Genomic DNA, 19,831 nt, shown 5'->3' with positions numbered 1-19,831 from the left:
GGGCAGCTTGCGCTGCCCTTTTACACAACCTTACTCGTAGGAGAAGATGGACCCCAGCTGGTCCATGCGCTCCAGCGCCAGGCCGGAGCCGCGCACCACGCAGGTCAGCGGATCTTCAGCCACCAGCACCGGCAGGCCGGTTTCTTCCATCAGCAGGCGGTCCAGGTCGCGCAGCAGCGCGCCGCCGCCGGTCAGCATCATGCCTTTTTCGGCGATGTCCGCGCCCAGTTCAGGCGGGGTCTGTTCCAGCGCGTTCTTCACGGCGGAAACGATGTTGTTCAGCGGATCGGTCAGCGCTTCCAGGATCTCATTGGAGGAGATGGTGAAGGAACGCGGGATACCTTCCGACAGGTTGCGGCCCTTGACTTCCATTTCCTTGACTTCGGAGCCAGGGAAAGCGGAGCCGATGGCCTTCTTGATCGCTTCGGCGGTCTGTTCGCCGATCAGCATGCCGTAGTTGCGGCGGATGTAGTTGACGATCGCCTCGTCGAACTTGTCGCCGCCCACGCGCACGGAGCCCTTGTACACCATGCCGCCGAGCGAGATGATGCCCACCTCGGTGGTGCCGCCGCCGATGTCGACCACCATGGAACCGGTCGCGTCGGACACTGGCAGGCCGGCGCCGATCGCCGCTGCCATTGGCTCTTCGATCAGGTACACCTGCGAAGCGCCGGCGCCCAGCGCCGATTCACGGATCGCACGGCGTTCCACCTGGGTCGAGCCGCACGGCACGCAAATGATGATGCGCGGCGACGGGCGGAAGAATTTGGAGTCGTGCACCATGCGGATGAACTGCTTCAGCATCTGCTCGGTGACGGTGAAGTCGGCGATCACGCCGTCTTTCATCGGGCGGATCGCCTCGATGTTGCCAGGCACCTTGCCCAGCATCTGTTTTGCTTCTTTACCAACGGCCTGGATCGTTTTCTTGCCGTTCGGGCCACCTTCCTGGCGGATGGCAACCACCGACGGCTCGTCCAGCACGATGCCGGAACCGCGGACGTAAATCAGGGTGTTGGCCGTGCCCAGGTCGATGGCCAGGTCAGACGAAATATAGCGACGTAAAAAACCAAACATGTGTGTCCTGTAGGGCGCAATGCGCAAAATTCGTTTTATGGGGTATCCGGTCAAATGCGGCCGGGCGGGAATTCAGCGCCAGCAACGCATTAACCCGCGATTGTACCTTATAATCTACAGGATATTTGCCTTAAATCCACTCTATTGTGCGTGTACGCAACCGTTGAATTATGCGGCGTTAGCAGCGATTTAACTGGTGATAGGCAACCGATTCAATAAATTATCTTTCTGACAAATCCATGTCCCTGACACTGAACGACGTTAACCGCATCGCCAAACTGGCCCAGTTGGAGATGGACGAAGCCCAATCCGCCAATATGCTGGACAAGCTGAATGGCATTTTCGCGCTGGCCGAGCAGATGCAGGCCGTCGACACCGAGGGTGTCGCCCCGCTGTCCCACCCGCTGGCCAACGCCATGCAGGTCGCCCTGCGTCTGCGCGAGGACGTGGCGACCGAGCCGAATCGCCGCGAGGAATACCAGAAAGTGGCGCCGAAGACTGAGGACGGCCTGTATCTGGTGCCGAAGGTGATCGACTAAACCCGGCACACCGGGGTCAGCCCCAAGGGCCTGACCCACGTCACGCGGCCGCCGCCGGCCGGGTATGAAAAGGAATACGAATGCACAACAAAACAATCAAAGAGCTCTCTGAGCTGCTGCAAAAGAAAGAAGTCAGCGCCGTCCAGCTGGCGACGCACTTCCTCGACCGCATCGAGAAAAGCGACCTGAACGCCTTCCTGCACGTCGACCGCGCCCTGACCCTGGCCCAGGCCGAGGAAGCCGACAAGCGCATCGCCGCCGGCACCGCCACGCCGCTGACCGGCGTGCCGATCGCGCACAAGGACATCTTCGTCACCAAAGGCTGGCGCTCCACCGCCGGCTCGAAGATGCTGGCCAACTACGTCAGCCCGTTCGACGCCACCGTGGTGCAGAAAATGCAGGACGCCGGCATGGTCAACCTGGGCAAGCTGAATTGCGACGAATTCGCCATGGGCTCCTCCAACGAGAACTCGGCCTTCGGCGCCGTGAAAAACCCATGGGACAAGACGGCCGTCCCGGGCGGCTCCTCCGGCGGCTCCGGCGCCGCCGTGGCAGCGCGCCTGGCGCCCGGCGTGACCGGCACCGACACCGGCGGCTCGATCCGCCAGCCGGCAGCGTTCTGCGGCATCACCGGCATCAAGCCGACCTATGGCCGCGCCTCGCGCTTCGGCATGATCGCCTTCGCCTCCTCGCTCGACCAGGCCGGCCCGATGGCGCAGACCGCCGAAGACTGCGCGCTGCTGCTGTCCGCCATGACCGGCTTCGACGAGCGCGACTCCACCAGCCTGACCGCTGAGCAAGGCAACGCCGCCGAAGACTACACGCGCGACCTGAACCAGCCGCTGACCGGCCTGCGCATCGGCGTACCGAAGGAATACTTCGGCGAAGGCCTGGCCGCCGACGTCGAGAAAGCCGTGCGCGCCGCGCTGGCCAAATTCGTCGAACTGGGCGCCACCCTGGTCGACATCTCGCTGCCCAACACCGCCCTGTCGATCCCGGCCTACTACATGATCGCCCCGGCCGAAGCCTCGTCCAACCTGTCGCGCTTCGACGGCGTGCGCTACGGCCACCGCGCCGAAGGCTACAAAGACCTGCAGGACATGTACCGCAAGAGCCGCGCCGAAGGTTTCGGCCCGGAAGTACAGCGCCGCATCATGGTCGGCACCTACATCCTGTGCCACGGCTACTACGACGCCTACTACCTGAAAGCGCAGAAGATCCGCCGCAAGATCACGCAGGACTTCGCCAATGTGCTGGGCAGCCAGTGCGACGTGATCATGGGCCCGGTGGCCCCGACCGTGGCCTGGGACCTGGGCTCGAAGGCGGACGACCCGGTAGCGAACTACCTGGCCGACATCTTCACCCTGTCCACCAGCCTGGCCGGCCTGCCTGGCATGTCGATCCCTTGCGGTTTCGGCGAAGGCGAAAAGAACGCCAAGCGCCCGGTTGGCCTGCAAATCATCGGCAACTACTTCGCCGAAGCGAAGCTGCTGAATGTGGCCCACCAGTACCAGCAAGCAACCGACTGGCACAAACGCGCCCCGACTGGCATCTAAGAAATTCGGGGTCAGGTCTGACAATCGGACAAACTATGCGCTTCGCGCATAGTTTGTCCGATTGTCAGACCTGACCCCGACCTTGAAAGAGAGAACAACATGGAATGGGAAGTCGTTATTGGTATTGAGAACCACGTACAGCTCACTACCGACTCCAAAATTTTCAGCGGCTCGCCGACCAAGTTCGGCGCCGAACCAAATACCCAGGCTAGCCCGGTTGACCTGGCGCTGCCGGGCGTGCTGCCTGTGATGAACAAGCAGGCGGTCGACCGCGCGATCCGCTTCGGCCTGGCTGTGGGCGCGAAAGTGGCGCCGCAGTCGATCTTCGCCCGCAAGAACTACTTCTACCCCGACCTGCCGAAGGGCTACCAGATCTCGCAGTTCGAAGACCCGGTGGTGCAAGGCGGCCAGCTGACTTTCGGCTACGAGAAGGATGGCCAGTTCGTCACCAAGACCGTGAACCTGACCCGCGCCCACCTGGAAGAGGACGCCGGCAAGTCGCTGCACGAGGATTACCATGGCATGTCGGGCATTGACCTGAACCGCGCCGGTACCCCGCTGCTGGAAATCGTGTCCGAGCCGGAAATCCGCTCGGCGGCGGAAGCCGTGGCGTACTGCAAGGCGCTGCACGGCCTGGTCATGTGGCTGGGCATCTGCGACGGCAATATGCAGGAAGGCTCCTTCCGCTGCGACATCAACGTGTCGGTGCGTCCGAAGGGCCAGAAGGAATTCGGCACCCGCTGCGAGATCAAGAACCTGAACTCCTTCCGCTTCATCGAGGAAGCGGTGCACGTGGAGGTGGCGCGCCAGATCGAGCTGATCGAAGACGGCGGCAAGGTGGTGCAGGCGACCCGCCTGTACGATCCGGACAAGAAGGTCACGCGCGAAATGCGTTCCAAGGAAGATGCGCAGGATTACCGCTACTTCCCTGATCCGGACCTGCCGCCGCTGACCATCGGCGCCGACTGGATCGAGCGCGTGAAGGCGTCCATGCCGGAACTGCCGGGCGTGATGCGCGCGCGCTTCGTGGAGGAGTACAAGCTGCCGGAATACGATTCGCTGGTGCTGACCGCGTCCAAGGGCATGGCGACCTACTTCGAGGCCGTCGTGGCCGCAGCCGGCAAGGAGAACGCCAAGGCTGCCGCCAACTGGCTGATGGGCGATGTGTCGTCGACCCTGAACCGCGAAGGCGTGGAGATCACCGAGGCGCCGGTGCTGCCTGCGCAGCTGGCCGGCATGCTGAAGCGCATCGCCGACGGCACCATCTCCAACAAGATCGCGAAGGAAGTCTTCGGCGCGATGTGGGAAGCCAAGTCGGAAGACCCGAACCTGGTCGATGTGATCATCGAGCAGAAGGGGCTGAAGCAGATTTCCGATACCGGCGCGCTGGAAGCCATCGTCAACGAAGTGATCGCCAATAACGAGAAGTCGGTTGAGCAGTATCGCGCGGGTAAGGAAGCGGCGATCAACGCGCTGATCGGCCAGGCGATGAAGGCTTCCAAGGGCAAGGCCAACCCGGCCCAGCTGACCGAACTGCTGAAGAAGAAGCTGGCTTCTTAAACCCGGGAAACCGGGGTCTGACCCGCAGGGTCAGACCCCGTCTGTTCAGAGGCTGGTAGTGTTGGGTGTGCGCTGTTGATCGTCGGCGAAAATCAAAGGCCTAAACCCAACCCCGCGCCCGCGAGATCATACAGGGTCTGACACTTGTGTCAGACCCCGGTTTACCGGGTTTAGTTGATGGTGTTGGGTGTGCGCTGTTGATCTTCGGCGAAAATCAAAGGCCTAAACCCCCCCCGCGCCCGCGAGATCATACAGGGTCTGACACTTGTGTCAGACCCCGGTTTACCGGGTTCGCCTGCAACCGCCCGCACATCCACCGCAGGATATCCGCAAAGATCTCCTCACGATTCACCTCATTGAAGTTCTCGTGATAGTTCTCATGCTGCACATGGCACTCCAGCAGCTTAGGATCGATCATCGCCAGCAAATCCAGCGTCGCCTTCGGGTCCGCCAGCTTGTCGTCCCCCGCCACCACCGCGTATAACGGCCAGCGCCAGGTCGGCATCAACTCAGCCAGCCCCTTCTGCGCATTCTGCAGCGCCACGCCAAAGCGCACCGTGCACTCGCTCGCCCGCACCCCATCCGCCTCATCGCGATGATGGCGCGCCGTGATCGCCTTATCGTGCGTCAGCACATCCGTCATCGGCGCCATCGGCACCTTCATGGTCGGCGCCAGGCGCGCCAGCACGCCCGACATTTTCTCCAGCAGCGCCGGCACCTTGATCGCATTCACGTAATACGGCGACGACAGCACAAAGCCCCGCACCAGCGGATCGCGCTGCAGGCGCTGCAGCCCGAAGCGGGTGGCAATCAGGGAACCCATCGAATGGCCCATGATAAACACCGGCACGTTCGGGAAGTGCTGCTTGACCCAATGCAGGAACAGCTCCACCTCCTCCAGGAAGACCTCGAAGTCCGGGATATCCACCCGCCGCGCATTCTCATGCCCGCACAGGTCGAAGGCCACAGTGGCAAAACGGTGCTGCTTGAAGTACAGCGCCGGCGTCACATAATCGCCCGCATGCGCCAGGCCGCCATGGATCGCCAGCAGCACGCCGGCCGGCGCCTGCTCCGGTTCCCAGATGTGGATCTTGCGTTGCGCGCCGTGGCGGCCTTTGAAGGTGGCGAAGCGGTCTTCGGAGAATCGGTTCATGCGGTCAGGAAGAGATGCTCAGCGCAATCCCCATCTCCAGCAACAGGGTGAGGTCGGCCAGCGTGAAATCGAGGGTGGCAGCGCCCTGCTCGGGAGCCGGGGAAACGAAAGCAATGCGCAGCTCCGCCTGGATCGGCGCCACGTCGAAGTTGATGCCGCGCGCCTGGCATTCGTGCAGATAGGCGCGCACCTGGCGCATCAGGGCATCCGGGTTGGGGTCGGTGCCCAGCGTGGCGTAGAAGCCGTGGTCGATGCGGGTGCGGCCGGTCGGGCTGACGTCGCCCTTCTTCCAGTCGCTATCGGGCTCGCTGGGCAGCCCGTCCCGCACGTCCGCGACGGCGGCTTCGTCGCCGTACACCTTGAGCGTTGCAATGTTCATTACTTTCCTCGTTTTAATGTTGTAAGGAAGCAATCACCAGTCTAGCACAAGGCGGCGCCGCCGCCAGTCACGTTTACTCGACGCCGTACTTGCTGCGGTAAGCGGCTACCGCGTCCTTGTATTGTGCAAGCGACGGGTCGGCCGACAGGTAGGTGAACAGGTCGGAAAGGTTGCCGATCGAGATCACCGGGATGCCGTAGTTCTTGCTCACTTCCTGCACCGCCGACAGCTCGGACATCTGGCCATCCTTGCCGCCGCGCTCCATGCGGTCCAGCGCGATCAGCACCGCGCACGGCTCGGCGCCGGCGTTGCGGATCATTTCCACCGACTCGCGCACCGAGGTGCCGGCCGAGATCACATCGTCAATGATGACAACCTTGCCAGCCAGCTTGGCGCCGACCAGGGTGCCGCCTTCGCCGTGGTCCTTGGCTTCCTTGCGGTTGTAGGCGAAAGAGGTGTTGCGGCCCTTGCCCGCCAGCGCCATCGACGTCGCGGATGCCAGGGTGATGCCCTTGTAGGCCGGGCCGAACAGCATGTCGAATTCGACGCCGGAGTCCAGCAGGGTCTGGGCGTAGAAGTCGGCCAGCCGGGCCAGCGTCGCGCCATCGTGGAACAGGCCGGCGTTGAAGAAATAGGGCGATTGGCGCCCTGCTTTGGTCGTAAACTCGCCGAATTTCAGCACTCCCGCCTGTACGGAAAACGCGATAAACTCTTGCCTCAAATTGCTCATAGTGCACCCATCTTTGTTCAAAGTGCCAGTATTTTAACCGGAACACCTATGCCAAAAATCATTTCCGCGAACCTGAACGGTATCCGCTCCGCCGCCAAGAAGGGCTTTTTCAACTGGATGGGCACGATCGACGCCGACATCATCTGCGTGCAGGAACTGAAAGCGCAGGCAGCGGACATGACGGAGGAATTCCTCAACCCGCACGGCTACCACGGCCACTTCCACTATGCGGAGAAGAAGGGCTATTCCGGCACCGGCATCTACAGCAAGGTGGCGCCGGACCGCGTGCTGATCGGCTTTGGCAGCCCTGAATTCGATGCCGAAGGCCGCTATGTGCGCGCCGACTTCGGCAACCTGACCGTGATTTCGGTGTACTGCCCATCCGGCTCCTCGTCGGAAGAACGCCAGCAGGCCAAGTTCCGCTTCATGGACCTGTTCCTGCCGCACCTGCAGCAGCTGCGCGACGAAGGCCGCGAGTTCGTGATCTGCGGCGACTGGAACATCGCCCACAAAGAGATCGACCTGAAAAACTGGAAGGGCAACCTGAAGAACTCCGGCTTCCTGCCGGAGGAACGCGCCTGGATGACCAAGCTGTTCGACGAAGTGGGCTATGTCGACGTGCACCGCGGCCTCGACCCGCGCGAAGAGCAGTACACCTGGTGGTCCAACCGCGGCCAGGCCTATGCCAAGAACGTGGGCTGGCGCATCGATTACCACGTCGCCACCCCAGGCATCGCCGCCAAGGCGCACGCCGTGTCGATCTACAAGGACGTGAAGTTCTCCGACCACGCGCCGCTGATCATCGACTACCACCCATGATTGCTTTCACGGTTTCCTACACACTGAAGGAATACCTGAGCTTTGTGCAGGCGCATGCCGCGAAGGAGGCGGCCCAGGCGCGACTGGCCTGGCCGGTGCGCCTGCTGATCGGCATCGTCGGCACGGTCATGTTCGCGATCAAGAAGCACCGCATGCCGGTCTGCCATTTCGCCATCGACGAAGAAGGCATCGTGCGCACCACGGGCGAAAAGAAGCTCGTGCTTCCATGGCGCGATGTCACTGCCATCCATCGCTACCAGCCCGGCTACCTGGTGGCCGAAGCACGCGGCGCCATGCCCCTCCCCTTCCGCAGCCTGACGCCGCAACAGGCCGCATTGCTCGATAGCCTGGTCCGCCGCCGCGAAAACGAACTGGCCGCACCAGCCTGACCGGACTTCCTTGCCCCGGCCGGCAAGTTATGCCATCCTCGGTACTCTTTTCAAAAATACAAGGAAAAGACCATGCCGCAGGATTTGCCCACCAAGCGCCTGGCGCGCACCGCCGGCCTGCTGTACCTGGTTGTCGTCGTCGCCGGCATCTTCGCCCTGATGTATGTGCCGTCGCAGCTGAAAATCGGCAGCGATCCCGCCGCCGCCATGGCCAACATCCGCGCCAGCGAAGGCCTGTTCCGCGCCGGGATTGCGGCCAGCCTGCTGTGCTACCTGGCGTTCCTGCTGCTGCCGCTGGTGCTCTACAAACTCCTCAGCCCTTATGGGCGCGGCGCCGCCACCGTGATGGTGGCGCTGGCGGTGGCCAGCGTGCCGCTCTCCTTCGCCAACGTCGGCCACCGGATGGAGGTGCTGAACCTGGTCAGCGGCGCCGACTACCTGCGCGGCTTGGCGCCGGACGTGCTGGCGCAGCAGGTCATGCTGTCGCTCAAGGCGTACAGCAAGGGCATGATCCTGAACCAGGTGTTCTGGAGCCTGTGGCTGGGGCCATTCGGCTACCTGGTGTACAAGTCCGGCATCCTGCCGCGCTTCCTGGGCATCCTGCTGATGGTGGGCAGCGCGGGCTATGCGCTGGAAGCCTTCGGCCACATCCTGCACGCCAATTTCGCCGCCCTGCCGGGAGCCGGCCTGCTCTCCATCCCCGCCTCGCTGGGCGAGATCGGCACCTGCCTCTGGCTCTGCATCATGGGCGCGCGCGAGCCGGTGCAGCCCGCGGAAGCCTATAATACGGGGGTAAAAACCGCCCGGAACTGAAAATGAAATCTGTACTAGTCCTCTTCCTGCTGACCATCAAGAGCAGCTATATCAACGACGAAGAATCCGAAGCCACCGACGAGCAGTTCGACACGATCCAGTTCGTGCAGACGGAGAAAGGCACCTGGCGCTTCAAGACCTTCGCCGAAGATGAGGATGTGCACCTGTGGAGCATCGAGGCCGACGGCGACCTGGTCGACCTGGCCACCGAAACCACCAACCGCCATTACGGCGACGTGATCGACGAGGCCTTCATCATCGAAAGCGAAGACGGTGTGGAAGGCCTGCGCCGCGAGCTGAAAAAACAGGGCCTGGCCGACAACCTGCAGATCTCGCCGAAAGGCCCGCTGTTCTGGACGCCGCCCGGTACCAGCTACAGCCCCAAGTCCGCCCCGTCGCACTAACGCCGCACACGGCGCATCGTGCGCCGGCCGGGGTGAAAGTTGCATAAAATGCCAGCCATTTAAACAACTTCACGCAGGCCATGAATCAAGTCCAGCAACCAACCATCGAAAGCAGCGCCGGCACCGACAAGCTGGCGCTCGCCAAACAACTGGCCGCCAGCGTAGCGCGCGGCACCGGCGCCGGCTTGCTGCGCGCGGCACTGGCGGTGCTGGCTGCGCTCGCCGTCAATGCCCTGGGCGTCGCCGTTTTCGTCGACACCAGCCTGGGCCAACGGCAAGGCGCGGCAATGCCCATGCTGGCACTGGTGGCCCTGCCCTTCGTCATCGCAGTCGCCCTCACCGCCATCCTGAGCTACAAGCTAGGCTTGCAGGGCGTGCTGGCACGCGTGGTGGAGAGCCAGTCGGAGCTGATCGCGCGTGCCGGCAGCGGCATCCTGGAAGGCTTCCTGCGCGCCGTGAACTACCAGCCCGGCGGCAACCTGACGGCCAGGTTCATCGAACAATGGCAAAACTACCTGCAGCTGCAAGCCAGGCTGCCCAAGCCCCTGCCATGGCTGATGGGGGCAGTCACCTCGCGCATCCCCTTGGCCGAGACCATCACCGACGTGGCCAGGCCCGGCATGTCGCTGCGCGAAATCGCCCATGCGGCCATGACGCGCACCCTGCAGGAAGCCGCCGCCGACGGCCTGTACCCGTCCTACCAGGCGGTGCTGATCGCGCTGGCCGCGCAATTCGGCATGTGGTATCCCATCAGCCTGCTGGCGCGCCACTGGCTGGGTTAAGCCGGCGCGCCTGCAGCGCCAGCGCCCGTTCGGCATCGGTGGCGTAGAGCCGGTCCCATGCCTCCAGCCTGGGCGCCATCAGGCGATGCCAGAGCGGCGGCACCAGCGTCAGCATCATGGTGCCCAGGTAGCCGCTCACCATCATCGGCGCCTCGGGGAATGGGTTCAGGTCCTGGTAATGCACGTTCGCGTTGGCGTGGTGGTGCGAATGGCGCGTCAGGTTGAACATGGCCCAGGAACTGACGCGGCGGTTGGTGTTCCACGAGTGGCGCGGCTGCACCGGGGTGTGCGGGTCGCGCACCAGGCCGTAGTGCTCCATGTAGTTCACAATCTCCAGCATGGCCTTGCCGGCCAGGGCGCACAGCGAGAAGTACAAGGATGCGCGCGCGCCGCCCATGGCCCAGGCCAGCGCCACCAGCGTCGCGCTCATCAGGATGCCGCGGAGATAGGCATTGCGCCAGCCGAACAGGGCGTGCCCGCGCCGCGCCAGGCGGCGCGCTTCGATCTGCCACGCGCTGATATTGCCGCGCACCGTGGACAGCAGGATATGCCAGTACACATTGCGCCCGCGCGGCGCCGTGGCCGGGTCGAGCGTGGTCGATACATAGCGGTGGTGCCCGTACACGTGCTCGATCGCGAATGCCGTGTCGAAACTGAACGCCAGCAGCCAGCGCCCCACCAGCATCGACAGCGGGTCCTGCGTGCGGTGCGTCAGTTCGTGGCCGGGAATGGTGCCGATCATGCCGATCATCAGCCCGGTCTGCAGCACGGCGGCGATGCGCTGCCAGTCCGACGTGGCGGCGCGCGCCGCCAGCACATCGTAGCCGCTGGCCTGCGCCACCCAGGCGCCGAAGCCGAGCGGGTCGCCGCTGCACACCGACCAGGTGGAGATGAACACGATCAGCGCCAGCAGGGGCAGCGCCAGCCAGAGCTGCGCCGTCAGCAGCCACCCGGCGCGCAAGCGCGGCGTGCTGGTGTCGTCGCCGCCCACGATATCGCCCAGCACGTACAGCGCCAGCACCGCCAGCAGGCCATAGCCGATCCAACTGCCACCCGCCAGCAGGTTCACGGCGGCAAACAAGCCGACCAGGTGGAACAGGAAGTATTTCAGGTAATGGAAGGTATTCATCGTGCCAGTTCTTGTTGGGTTAGGAATCGGTCGGCGTGGATGCGGCTGGCGGCCAGGCCGTGCGCCTGCAAACGTTCGGCCGCGCTGTCCACCATGCCGGGCGGGCCGCACAGGTAGGCGCGCGTATCGGCCGCCAGCGCCGCCCCTGCCGCATGCACCAGCATGCCGCGCTCGGCGCTCACCACCGGCTGGTAGCGGAACGGCGCCGGCCAGGCAGCGGCCAGCGCGCGGATCTCTTCCTGCGCATACAGGTCGTGCTGCGCGCGCACGCCGAACAGCAGCGTGACTGGCGGCGCGGCGCGGTCGTCCAGCGCCTGGCGCAGCATGGCGAGGATGGGCCCCAGGCCGCTGCCGCCGGCCACCATCAGCGCCGGGTCCAGTCCGGGCCGCAGCCAGAAGTTGCCCGCCGGGCCGTGCACGCGCACGCGCCGGCCCAGCAGCGGCGCGTCGTTCACCAGCGACGACAGCTGGCCACCGGCCACGCGGCGGATGTAAAAGACCACCTGGCTGTCGGGCCGCATCGGCGTGGCGAAGGAATAGCTGCGCCGCACGCCGGGCAGCGCCTCCAGCGACAGGTCGGCGAACTGGCCAGCCTTGTAATGCAGCGTATCGTCCAGCTGGATCGAGAGTTCCGTGATGTCGTGCGTCAGGCGGCGCTGGCCGACCACGCGTCCGCCCACCTCGCGCTGGGCCATGGCGCGCGCCGACTCCACCTCCACCGTCACGTCGGTCAGCGGCACGCTCTGGCAGGCCAGGATGCAGCCCGCCGCATCCCCCAGCACATAGGCGGCATCGGTCAGTTCCTTCACCTGGCCCGCCAGCAGGCGGCATTTGCAGCTGGTGCAACTGCCCACGCGGCAGCTGTGCGGAAAGTCCACGCCGGCGCGCAACGCCGCCTGCAGCAGGGTCTCTTTCGGTTCGACGCCGATGGCGCGGCCGTTGATGTGCGCCGTCAGCGGGCGCTTTTTTCGCATGAAGGTAAACATGGCCCCAGTCTAGGCCGCGCCCGCGCGGCGCAGCAGGGCCGCAATTGACAAGCAGGGGTCATTTATTGACAATCTGGGCATGCCGACGCACGCGCCCCAATTCCCCATCTACTACCTGCGCCAGGTGGCCGACCAGCTGGCCAGCTGCGGCGCCGACGTCGGGGCCTGGCTGGCGCGCCACCAGCTGTGCCCCGACCAGCTGAGCGACACCACGCTGGCCCTGCCCTTCCCCGCCTACCGCGCCTTGCTGGAGGATGGCGTGGGCATCAGCGGCGAACCGGCCATCGGCCTGCTGGTCGGCGCCCGCCTGCCGATCAACACCCACGGCGTGCTTGGCCTGGCCGCCATGAGCAGCGCCACCCTGCGCCAGACCGCCGACATGCTGGACCGCTTTGTCGCCCTGCGCACCCCGCTGGTGGCGATCAGCCATAGCGAATCCGGCAGCGGCAGCGCAGGCAGGCTGCGCATCCGCATCGACCGGGCGGCGCCGCTGGGCAGCATCGATGCGCTGGTGATGGAAGCGGTGACGCTGACGGTGAAAAACCTGGTCGACTTCATCGCCGGCGCGCGCCACACCACGCTGGCCAGTTTCGACTTTGCAGAACCGCCGTATGCGGCGCTGGCGCGCGACCTGTTCCAGTGTGAGGTGCGCTATGGCCAAACCTGGACCGGCTTCGAACTGCCCCTGGCCGTGGCGGACCAGCCGCTCAAGCTGGCCGACCCCACCACCTTTTCCGAAGCGGCCGCCATTTGCCAGCGCGAGTTCGACCGCCTGCGCCAGCCGGAATCGCTGTCGGCACGCATCCGCCGCACCATGCTGGAAAACCCCGGCCAGTTCCCTTCGCTGCAGGTCACCGCGCGCCTGTTCAACTGCACCCCGCGTACGCTGCACCGGCGCCTGCAGGAAGAAGGCACGTCCTTCCAGCAGTTGCTGGACCAGGTGCGGCACCGCCTCGCCTGCGAGTACCTGAAGGCGGGCAAGCTGGGCGTGCAGGAAATCGCCTATGCGCTGGGCTACACCGAGATCGCCAACTTCCGCCGCGCCTTCAAGCGCTGGGAAGGCGTGCCGCCTTCGGCCTATGCCGGCCGCGCGGCGCAGTGAGCATTGGAGAGTTTCCAGGGTCCTGCCGCCCGGTAGAATCGCGCCATGCAAAAACTCCTCGCAGCACTCCTCCTCAGCACATCCCTGGCCCACGCCGGCAACGCCACCATCGATGCCGCGCTCGCAAAAGAGCTGGCCGCCAAGACCATCGAACAGGTTGAAGCAAGGGCCCTGCTGCCCGCCAGGCAGGCCGACTACGACGCAGCGAAGCAGCGCGTACAAGGCTTCCTTGCCGGCGACGCGCCGGCTTTCGACCGCAAGCAGCTATACCGTGTCATCAACGACATGCTGGACACCATCGACTCGGATGGCCATACCATGCTCTGGTCGCGCGAAGTGACCCAGCACGCCGAACGTTCGGTGCCGCCGCTGGACGTGATCCCGAGCCAGGTGCGCGTCATCGACACGCAGCACGGCACCGCGCTGGTCATCAACCCGCCCGCCATCAGCACCTCCGACGCCAAAGCGATGCGCGAATACATCGCGGCCATGCAGCGCGGGATCGCAGAAGCCAAAGGGCTGGAACGCAGCTGCGCGCTGGTGGTCGACCTGAGCGGCCAGACCGGCGGCAATGCCTGGCCGCCGCTGCTGGTGCTGGAGCCGCTCTTTACCGCGCAGAACTCGGCGCGCTTCGTCGACCGCCACAACAACCGCCAGCAGATCGCCAATCCGGCGACCATCCGCAATTTCAAGAAACGCGTGGGCAAGGTGCCGCCCAATGCGCTGGAGCGTTTCCGCGGCCTGCCTTACGGTGTGGTCTACGCCAACGCCACGGCCAGCGCCGGCGAGATGCTTGCCATCGCCCTGCAGGGCGAGCCGGGCCGCTCGCGCAGCTTCGGCGCGCCGACCTACGGCATGACGACCGGCAACCTACCGGTAGCGATGCCGGACAATGCCCTGCTCCTGCTCACGACCGAGCGCTACGCCTTTGGCGACCAGCCAGTCATACGCGGCAAGCTGGCGCCCGACGTCGCGGCGCCGGCGCAGGACGCCGTGCGGCAGGCCGCCGAATGGGCCGCCGCGCAATCGCCCGCCTGCAAGGCCAGGGTGGCGGCGCGTTAAAGCGCGCGCTTGCTCTCGAAGTAGCGCCACTCCCCGCTCAGCGGATCGGGGAAGCCGATGGCTTTTGCCAGCAGCTTGAGGGGCGCGGAGACGTCGTCCTGCTTGCACGGCAGGGCGACCGGGTAGAAGACGTCGTTCACGATGGGGATGCCAAGCGCGGACAGGTGCACGCGCAGCTGATGCTGGCGGCCGGTGTGCGGCCACAGGCGGTACAGCACGTGCTCGCCGCGTTGTTCGATCACGTCGATCATGGTTTCGGAATTCGGCTCGCCCGGCTCTTCCTTCATGGTGAAGAACTTGTCGCCCTCCACCATGCGGCTGCGATAGACGAAGGGGAACTCGCGGCCCGGCAGCGGGCCGGCCAGCGCTTCGTATTCCTTCTGCACTAGGCGCTTCTGGAACAGCGACTGGTAGTCGCCGCGGCTGCGCGCATTGCAGGAAAAGATCACCAGGCCGGCGGTCTCGCGGTCCAGGCGGTGGATCGGCACCAGGTCTTCGATGCCGAGCTTCTGGCGCACGCGCACCAGCAGCGTCTCTTTCACGAAGCGGCCGGACGGGATGGTCGGCAGGAAGTGCGGCTTGTCCACCACCACGATGTGCTCGTCCTGGTGCAGCACTTCTTCTTCAAACGGGATATGGAACTCGTGTTCCAGCTCGCGGTAGTACCAGATGCGGGCGCCGCGCACATAGCGCGAATCCGGCTGCACCGGCACGCCCTTGCCATCCACCACGTCGCCGCGCGCCATGCGTTCGCGCCACTGCGCTTCCGTTACGGCGGGATAGTTGGCGGACATGAAGGTGATCATGTCCGGCCAGTCGCCCTCCGGCAGCCACAGGTAGCTGGGCGTGACGCCGTCGCGCATCGGCAACGGCGGCGCGCTCGGGGCTTGCTTGGGGCGGGGCATGTCAGGACTTGGGCAGCGGCGTCGACTGGTACGGCGGCAGCTTGTTCACGTCCAGGCCGCGCACGCGGGCATACACCGGTAGCACCAGGTGCATGTTCTTCTGCATGTCCTCGATGCGGGTTTCGCCGCTCGGGTGGGTGGACAGGAATTCCAGCGGCTGGGCCGAATTGATCGCGCTCATTTTCTGCCACAGCGAAATGCCGGCGCGCGGATCGTAGCCGGCGCGCGCCGCCAGGTCGATGCCGACCATATCGGACTCCGCCTCGTCGCCGCGCGAGAATTTCAGCAGGACGCCCTGCCCGACCGCGTTGGCGCCCGCCCCCACCAGCTGCGGGTCCCAGCCCGTATAGTGCGACACCACGGCGCCGCCCAGCCGCGCAAAGATAGACGTGACCTGCGACTGGCCCATGCGCTTGCGCGCATGTTCGCGCAATGCGTGCGCGATCTCATGGCCCATGATCATGGCCACTTCGTCGTCGTTCAGGTTCAGCTTGGACAGGATGCCGGTGTAAAAGGCGATACGGCCGCCCGGCATGCAGAAGGCATTGACCTGGTCCGAATTGAGCAGGTTGACTTCCCACTTCCAGTTGGCCGAGCCGGGATTCCAGCGCGCCGCGTGCGGCGTGATGCGGGCCGCGATGGCGCGCAGGCGTTTCACTTGCGGGTGGGTATCCGGCACCAGCGCATTCTTTTTCTGCGCCTCCGACAGCAACTGGCCGTATTGCAGGCGCGATTGCTCGTTGACCGACTGCTCATCGGAAAACGCGCGCAGGCGCGACAGCTTGGTGACGGGGATGCCGTCGGCATTCGGGTTCATCGGCGCCTGCTGCGGCTGGGCTGCCGGGGCGCCGGCGGCCAGCGCCAGCGACATTGCCAAGATAGTGTGCTTGAATTTCATGATGTCCTCTTACGCAGGCGGAACACGGCCAAGTCGCCGCGCAGGTTGGGCAGGACGGAGACGGTCTGGCCCTCGGCCAGCGCCACGCACTCGATCACTTCCAGCCCTACCTCTTCCGCCAGTTCCTGGAAGTCTTTGATGGTAGCGCAACGCACGTTAGGGGTATCGTACCATTGGTACGGCAGCGATTTGGAAACCGGCATGCGGCCCTTGAGCAGCGCCACCCGGTGCGGCCAGTAGGCGAAATTGGGGAAGGACACGATGGCTTCACGGCCGACGCGCACGATGTCGCGCAGCAAGTCTTCCACGTGCTTCATCATCTGCAGCGAGGACAGGCACAGCACCGTGTCGAAGGAATTGTCGCCGAAGATGCCCAGGCCATTCTCAAAGTCCTGCTGGATCACGCGCACGCCGCGTTTGGTCGAGGCCAGCACCTGCTCATCCGCAAGTTCCAGGCCGTAGCCGGTGCAGCGCTTGTCGCTTTGCAGGTAATCCATCATCACGCCGTCGCCGCAGCCCACGTCGAGCACGTGCGAGCCTTCGCGCACCCAGTGCGCGATGAAGGCCAGGTCGGGGCGGGCGCTGCTCAGTTCTGCAAAGTTCATGCTGCTTGTTCCTTGTTCGTTTCTTTCCACACTTGCTCGTAGTAGGCGCGCACCATGTTCATGTAGCGCGAATCCTCAAGCAGGAAGGCGTCGTGGCCGTGCGGTGCGTCGATCTCGGCGTAGGTGACCTCGCGCCGGTTGGCCAGCAGCGCCTGCACGATCTCGCGGCTGCGCTCCGGCGAGAAGCGCCAGTCGGTGGTGAAGGACGCCAGGAAGAACTTGGCCTTGGTGCAGGCCAGCGTTTTCGTCAGGTCGCCGTCGAACTTGCGCGCCGGGTCGAAATAGTCGAGCGCCTTGGTGATCAGCAGGTAGGTGTTGGCGTCGAAGTACTCGGCGAACTTGTCGCCCTGGTAGCGCAGGTAGGACTCGATCTCGAAATCGATGCCGAAGCCGAACTTGTAATCGCCGCCGCTGGCCGCGATATCGCGCAGCTTGCGGCCGAACTTCTCCGCCATGTCGTCGTCCGACAGGTAGGTGATGTGGCCAATCATGCGCGCCACTTTCAGGCCGTTCTTCGGCACCGCGCTGTGCTCGTAAAAATCGCCGCCGTGGTAGTCCGGGTCGGACAGGATGGCCTGGCGCGCCACGTCGTTGAAGGCGATATTCTGCGCCGACAGCTTGGGCGTGGAAGCGATCACCAGGCAGTGGCGCAGGCGTTCCGGATACATGATGGACCAGGCCAGCGCCTGCATGCCGCCCAGCGAGCCGCCCATCACGGCGGCGAACTGCTGGATGCCCAGCTGGTCGGCCAGGCGCGCCTGCGCCGCCACCCAGTCTTCCACCGTCACCACCGGGAAGGCGGCGCCGTATTGCTTGCCGGTTTCCGGGTTGATGTGCATCGGCCCGGTGGAACCGAAGCAGGAACCCAGGTTGTTAATGCCGATGACGAAGAACTTGTCGGTGTCGAGCGGCTTGCCGGGACCCACCATATTGTCCCACCAGCCCACGTTCTTCGGATTGTCGGCGTAATAGCCGGCCACGTGGTGCGAGGCGTTCAGCGCGTGGCAGACCAGCACCGCATTCGACTTGTCCGCATTCAGCGTGCCATAGGTCTCGTACATCAGCATATAGTCGCGCAGGGACGCTCCGCTCTGTAGCTGAAGGGGTTCCGCAAAATGCATGGTCTGCGGCGAGACGATTCCAATCGAAGGCATGTGAATCCGGTTTGTAAAAAAGGTTGGTGTTACAGGACTTGCAGGGCCATGACCGCGTCGGCGATCGCATCCGGGTCCATCGCCCGCATGATCTTGCGCATTTGCGGCGCGATCGTGCCCAGGTCGCTGTTCAGGATTTCCTGCTTGACCGCCAGCAGCTGCGACGGGTGCATCGAGAACTCGCGCAGGCCCATGCCCAGCAGCAGGCGGGTCAGCTTGGTGTCGCCCGCCATTTCGCCGCACACCGCGACTTCGATGCCGGCTTTGTGGCCGGCGGCGATGGTCATCGAGATCAGTTGCAGGATGGCCGGGTGCAGCGGGTTGTACAGGTGCGCCACTTCGTAGTCGACGCGGTCGATCGCCAGCGTGTACTGGATCAGGTCATTGGTGCCGATGGACAGGAAGTCCATCTTCTTGACGAACATCGGCAGCGCCAGCGCGGCGGCCGGGATCTCGATCATGGCGCCGACCTTCACGTCCGGATCGTACTTCTCGCCCGCCTCATCCAGCTGCGCCTTGGCGCGCTTGATCATGGCCAGCGACTGCTCGATCTCGAAGGCGTGCGCCATCATCGGGATCAGGATGCGCACCTTGCCGTGCACCGACGCGCGCAGGATGGCGCGCAGCTGGGTCAGGAAGATCTGCGGCTCGGCCAGGCAATAGCGGATCGCGCGCAGGCCCAGCGCCGGGTTGAGCGCCGTATGCTCCATCTGGTCCAGCGGCTTGTCGGCGCCGATGTCCAGGGTACGGATGGTGACCGGGCGGCCCTTCATCGCCACCACGGCGCGGCGGTACTGCTCGTACTGCTCATCCTCGGTCGGCATGCTGGCGCCGCGCCCCATGAACAGGAACTCGGAACGGAACAGGCCGACACCGTTGGCGCCCGACTCCATCGCATGCTCGCAATCGTCCGGCAGCTCGATATTGGCCATCAGCGCGATTGCCGTGCCGTCCTTGGTGATGGCCGGCGTCTTTTTCAGCTTGCCCAGCTTTTTGCGGGCGCGCATCGCCACCAGCTGGCGCTCGCGGTACTGTTCGAGCACCTGCGCGCTCGGCGTCACGATCACCACGCCGGCATCGCCGTCGATGATCACCCAGTCGTCCTGCTGGATCAGGGTGGACGCCTGCGACATGCCGACCGCCGCCGGAATATCGAGCGAACGCGCCACGATGGCGGTGTGCGAATTCTGCCCGCCCACATCGGTCACGAAGCCGATGAAGGAACGGTCGCGGAACTTCAGCATGTCGGCCGGCGAGATATCGTGCGCCACCACGATCATCTGCGCCAGGAATTCATCGCCCTCCAGCTCGCCCTGCTTCGGCAGCAGCGGCTCGGTGCCCATCAGGACCTTCAGCACCCGCTCCGCGACTTGCTGGATATCGGCCTTGCGCTCGCGCAGGTAAGGGTCTTCGATCTCGTCGAACTGGGCCGACAGCTCGTCGATCTGGGTCAGCAGCGCCCATTCGGCGTTGTAATGGCGGCTGCGGATGATGTCCAGCGGCGCCTCGGAAATCATGGGGTCCGACAGGATCAGCGCATGCACGTCGATGAAGGCGCCCAGCTCGGTCGGCGCATCCTTCGGCAGCTCGTTCCACAGCGTCTGCAGTTCGCGGTGCACGGCGGCCAGCGCATCCTGCAGGCGGCGCACCTCCGCCTCCACGTGCTCCTCGGCGATCAGGTAATGTTTGACGTCGAGCGCCGCCGGCGCGAGGATATGCGCGCGGCCGATTGCGATGCCGCGCGAAACGGGAATGCCGTGGAGGGAGAACGATGCCATCGGGCTGCCGTCCC

21 protein-coding genes are annotated in these 19,831 nt (G+C 64.7%); 10 read left to right on the top strand and 11 right to left on the bottom strand.

The window, feature by feature from the left end; genetic code table 11:
• Window positions 1-30: 30 nt before the first annotated feature.
• Entirely contained in the window at window positions 31-1,074 is a 1,044-nt protein-coding gene (locus ACE3TQ_RS17235; protein ID WP_028102363.1) for a rod shape-determining protein, read from the bottom strand.
• A gap of 239 nt (window positions 1,075-1,313) precedes the next feature.
• Here ACE3TQ_RS17235 and gatC point away from each other — a divergent pair, with 239 nt between their 5' ends.
• The 3 genes from gatC (at window position 1,314) to gatB (ending at window position 4,729) form a co-directional block, all read left to right on the top strand.
• A complete protein-coding gene (gene gatC, locus ACE3TQ_RS17230) occupies window positions 1,314-1,613 on the top strand; it encodes an Asp-tRNA(Asn)/Glu-tRNA(Gln) amidotransferase subunit GatC (RefSeq protein WP_374583516.1) in 300 nt (99 codons plus the stop codon).
• Window positions 1,614-1,693: 80 nt separating this feature from the next.
• Window positions 1,694-3,169 carry an Asp-tRNA(Asn)/Glu-tRNA(Gln) amidotransferase subunit GatA gene (gene gatA / locus ACE3TQ_RS17225; RefSeq protein ID WP_374583515.1) on the top strand — a complete coding sequence of 492 codons (1,476 nt, stop codon included), beginning with the start codon at window positions 1,694-1,696 and terminating at the stop codon, window positions 3,167-3,169.
• 99 nt (window positions 3,170-3,268) lie between these two features.
• On the top strand, window positions 3,269-4,729 hold the full coding sequence (gene gatB / locus ACE3TQ_RS17220) for an Asp-tRNA(Asn)/Glu-tRNA(Gln) amidotransferase subunit GatB (protein ID WP_374583514.1): 1,461 nt from the start codon (window positions 3,269-3,271) through the stop codon (window positions 4,727-4,729).
• A gap of 247 nt (window positions 4,730-4,976) precedes the next feature.
• Here the strand turns inward: gatB and ACE3TQ_RS17215 are convergent, their stop codons facing one another.
• From ACE3TQ_RS17215 to pyrE, 3 genes are all read right to left on the bottom strand, one after another.
• The gene (locus ACE3TQ_RS17215; RefSeq protein WP_374583513.1) at window positions 4,977-5,882 is read right to left on the bottom strand and encodes an alpha/beta fold hydrolase; all 906 of its coding nucleotides are present in this window, start codon (window positions 5,880-5,882) and stop codon (window positions 4,977-4,979) included.
• 4 nt (window positions 5,883-5,886) lie between these two features.
• Window positions 5,887-6,261, bottom strand: coding sequence for a hypothetical protein (locus ACE3TQ_RS17210; RefSeq protein WP_374583512.1), 375 nt, complete (start codon window positions 6,259-6,261; stop codon window positions 5,887-5,889).
• Window positions 6,262-6,334: 73 nt separating this feature from the next.
• Window positions 6,335-6,991, bottom strand: a complete 657-nt coding sequence (gene pyrE / locus ACE3TQ_RS17205) for an orotate phosphoribosyltransferase (RefSeq protein ID WP_374583511.1) — start codon at window positions 6,989-6,991, stop codon at window positions 6,335-6,337.
• A 48-nt stretch (window positions 6,992-7,039) separates the two neighbouring features.
• On the opposite strand from pyrE, the gene ACE3TQ_RS17200 reads away from it, so the two are divergent.
• The 5 genes from ACE3TQ_RS17200 (at window position 7,040) to ACE3TQ_RS17180 (ending at window position 10,198) form a co-directional block, all read left to right on the top strand.
• Window positions 7,040-7,810 (top strand): exodeoxyribonuclease III, encoded by a 771-nt coding sequence (locus tag ACE3TQ_RS17200; protein WP_374583510.1) that lies wholly within the window; start codon window positions 7,040-7,042, stop codon window positions 7,808-7,810.
• Window positions 7,807-8,199, top strand: coding sequence for a YcxB family protein (locus tag ACE3TQ_RS17195; RefSeq protein ID WP_374583509.1), 393 nt, complete (start codon window positions 7,807-7,809; stop codon window positions 8,197-8,199). Before ACE3TQ_RS17200 ends, ACE3TQ_RS17195 begins: the two co-directional genes overlap by 4 nt.
• Window positions 8,200-8,271: 72 nt before the next feature.
• Window positions 8,272-9,012, top strand: a complete 741-nt coding sequence (locus ACE3TQ_RS17190; protein ID WP_374583508.1) for a DUF4386 domain-containing protein — start codon at window positions 8,272-8,274, stop codon at window positions 9,010-9,012.
• A gap of 2 nt (window positions 9,013-9,014) precedes the next feature.
• A complete protein-coding gene (locus tag ACE3TQ_RS17185) occupies window positions 9,015-9,416 on the top strand; it encodes a hypothetical protein (RefSeq protein ID WP_374583507.1) in 402 nt (133 codons plus the stop codon).
• Window positions 9,417-9,496: 80 nt separating this feature from the next.
• Window positions 9,497-10,198, top strand: a complete 702-nt coding sequence (locus ACE3TQ_RS17180; protein WP_374583506.1) for a hypothetical protein — start codon at window positions 9,497-9,499, stop codon at window positions 10,196-10,198.
• Here the strand turns inward: ACE3TQ_RS17180 and ACE3TQ_RS17175 are convergent.
• Window positions 10,167-11,327 (bottom strand): alkane 1-monooxygenase, encoded by a 1,161-nt coding sequence (locus ACE3TQ_RS17175; RefSeq protein ID WP_374583505.1) that lies wholly within the window; start codon window positions 11,325-11,327, stop codon window positions 10,167-10,169. The genes ACE3TQ_RS17180 and ACE3TQ_RS17175 overlap by 32 nt on opposite strands.
• Window positions 11,324-12,301, bottom strand: coding sequence for a 2Fe-2S iron-sulfur cluster-binding protein (locus tag ACE3TQ_RS17170; protein ID WP_374583504.1), 978 nt, complete (start codon window positions 12,299-12,301; stop codon window positions 11,324-11,326). The genes ACE3TQ_RS17175 and ACE3TQ_RS17170 overlap by 4 nt, the downstream gene beginning before the upstream one ends.
• Before the next feature lie 91 nt (window positions 12,302-12,392).
• On the opposite strand from ACE3TQ_RS17170, the gene ACE3TQ_RS17165 reads away from it, so the two are divergent.
• Both ACE3TQ_RS17165 and ACE3TQ_RS17160 read left to right on the top strand, forming a co-directional pair.
• Window positions 12,393-13,415, top strand: coding sequence for an AraC family transcriptional regulator (locus ACE3TQ_RS17165; RefSeq protein ID WP_374583503.1), 1,023 nt, complete (start codon window positions 12,393-12,395; stop codon window positions 13,413-13,415).
• Between the two features lie 45 nt (window positions 13,416-13,460).
• Window positions 13,461-14,477, top strand: coding sequence for a S41 family peptidase (locus tag ACE3TQ_RS17160; protein ID WP_374583502.1), 1,017 nt, complete (start codon window positions 13,461-13,463; stop codon window positions 14,475-14,477).
• On the opposite strand, the gene ACE3TQ_RS17155 is transcribed toward ACE3TQ_RS17160, so the two are convergent.
• The 5 genes from ACE3TQ_RS17155 to ptsP are packed head-to-tail and all read right to left on the bottom strand — an operon-like array spanning window position 14,474 to window position 19,817.
• A complete protein-coding gene (locus ACE3TQ_RS17155; protein WP_374583501.1) occupies window positions 14,474-15,382 on the bottom strand; it encodes a pseudouridine synthase in 909 nt (302 codons plus the stop codon). The genes ACE3TQ_RS17160 and ACE3TQ_RS17155 overlap by 4 nt on opposite strands.
• A 1-nt stretch (window position 15,383) precedes the next feature.
• Window positions 15,384-16,280, bottom strand: a complete 897-nt coding sequence (locus ACE3TQ_RS17150; RefSeq protein ID WP_374583500.1) for a M48 family metallopeptidase — start codon at window positions 16,278-16,280, stop codon at window positions 15,384-15,386.
• Window positions 16,277-16,885, bottom strand: coding sequence for a methionine biosynthesis protein MetW (metW, locus tag ACE3TQ_RS17145; RefSeq protein ID WP_374583499.1), 609 nt, complete (start codon window positions 16,883-16,885; stop codon window positions 16,277-16,279). Before metW ends, ACE3TQ_RS17150 begins: the two co-directional genes overlap by 4 nt.
• Complete coding sequence (locus ACE3TQ_RS17140) at window positions 16,882-18,039, bottom strand: homoserine O-acetyltransferase (protein ID WP_374583498.1); 1,158 nt, start codon at window positions 18,037-18,039, stop codon at window positions 16,882-16,884. The genes metW and ACE3TQ_RS17140 overlap by 4 nt, the downstream gene beginning before the upstream one ends.
• A gap of 29 nt (window positions 18,040-18,068) precedes the next feature.
• A complete protein-coding gene (gene ptsP, locus ACE3TQ_RS17135; protein WP_374583530.1) occupies window positions 18,069-19,817 on the bottom strand; it encodes a phosphoenolpyruvate--protein phosphotransferase in 1,749 nt (582 codons plus the stop codon).
• Window positions 19,818-19,831 lie beyond the last annotated feature (14 nt).

The organism is Pseudoduganella sp., from assembly GCF_041914865.1.
In the GTDB taxonomy this organism is placed as follows: domain Bacteria; phylum Pseudomonadota; class Gammaproteobacteria; order Burkholderiales; family Burkholderiaceae_D; genus Rugamonas.
Note: the sequence above shows the minus strand (reverse complement) of the source record. Positions and strands in the feature narration are given on the sequence as shown.

Bases quoted from the DNA above. Each gene is read 5' to 3' on its own strand.
- ACE3TQ_RS17235 (WP_028102363.1), bottom strand. From the start codon at position 1,074: ATGTTTGGTTTTTTACGTCGCTATATTTCGTCTGACCTGGCCATCGAC.
- gatC (WP_374583516.1), top strand. From the start codon at position 1,314: ATGTCCCTGACACTGAACGACGTTAACCGCATCGCCAAACTGGCCCAG.
- gatA (WP_374583515.1), top strand. From the start codon at position 1,694: ATGCACAACAAAACAATCAAAGAGCTCTCTGAGCTGCTGCAAAAGAAA.
- gatB (WP_374583514.1), top strand. From the start codon at position 3,269: ATGGAATGGGAAGTCGTTATTGGTATTGAGAACCACGTACAGCTCACT.
- ACE3TQ_RS17215 (WP_374583513.1), bottom strand. From the start codon at position 5,882: ATGAACCGATTCTCCGAAGACCGCTTCGCCACCTTCAAAGGCCGCCAC.
- ACE3TQ_RS17210 (WP_374583512.1), bottom strand. From the start codon at position 6,261: ATGAACATTGCAACGCTCAAGGTGTACGGCGACGAAGCCGCCGTCGCG.
- pyrE (WP_374583511.1), bottom strand. From the start codon at position 6,991: ATGAGCAATTTGAGGCAAGAGTTTATCGCGTTTTCCGTACAGGCGGGA.
- ACE3TQ_RS17200 (WP_374583510.1), top strand. From the start codon at position 7,040: ATGCCAAAAATCATTTCCGCGAACCTGAACGGTATCCGCTCCGCCGCC.
- ACE3TQ_RS17195 (WP_374583509.1), top strand. From the start codon at position 7,807: ATGATTGCTTTCACGGTTTCCTACACACTGAAGGAATACCTGAGCTTT.
- ACE3TQ_RS17190 (WP_374583508.1), top strand. From the start codon at position 8,272: ATGCCGCAGGATTTGCCCACCAAGCGCCTGGCGCGCACCGCCGGCCTG.
- ACE3TQ_RS17185 (WP_374583507.1), top strand. From the start codon at position 9,015: ATGAAATCTGTACTAGTCCTCTTCCTGCTGACCATCAAGAGCAGCTAT.
- ACE3TQ_RS17180 (WP_374583506.1), top strand. From the start codon at position 9,497: ATGAATCAAGTCCAGCAACCAACCATCGAAAGCAGCGCCGGCACCGAC.
- ACE3TQ_RS17175 (WP_374583505.1), bottom strand. From the start codon at position 11,327: ATGAATACCTTCCATTACCTGAAATACTTCCTGTTCCACCTGGTCGGC.
- ACE3TQ_RS17170 (WP_374583504.1), bottom strand. From the start codon at position 12,301: ATGCGAAAAAAGCGCCCGCTGACGGCGCACATCAACGGCCGCGCCATC.
- ACE3TQ_RS17165 (WP_374583503.1), top strand. From the start codon at position 12,393: ATGCCGACGCACGCGCCCCAATTCCCCATCTACTACCTGCGCCAGGTG.
- ACE3TQ_RS17160 (WP_374583502.1), top strand. From the start codon at position 13,461: ATGCAAAAACTCCTCGCAGCACTCCTCCTCAGCACATCCCTGGCCCAC.
- ACE3TQ_RS17155 (WP_374583501.1), bottom strand. From the start codon at position 15,382: ATGCCCCGCCCCAAGCAAGCCCCGAGCGCGCCGCCGTTGCCGATGCGC.
- ACE3TQ_RS17150 (WP_374583500.1), bottom strand. From the start codon at position 16,280: ATGAAATTCAAGCACACTATCTTGGCAATGTCGCTGGCGCTGGCCGCC.
- metW (WP_374583499.1), bottom strand. From the start codon at position 16,885: ATGAACTTTGCAGAACTGAGCAGCGCCCGCCCCGACCTGGCCTTCATC.
- ACE3TQ_RS17140 (WP_374583498.1), bottom strand. From the start codon at position 18,039: ATGCCTTCGATTGGAATCGTCTCGCCGCAGACCATGCATTTTGCGGAA.
- ptsP (WP_374583530.1), bottom strand. From the start codon at position 19,817: ATGGCATCGTTCTCCCTCCACGGCATTCCCGTTTCGCGCGGCATCGCA.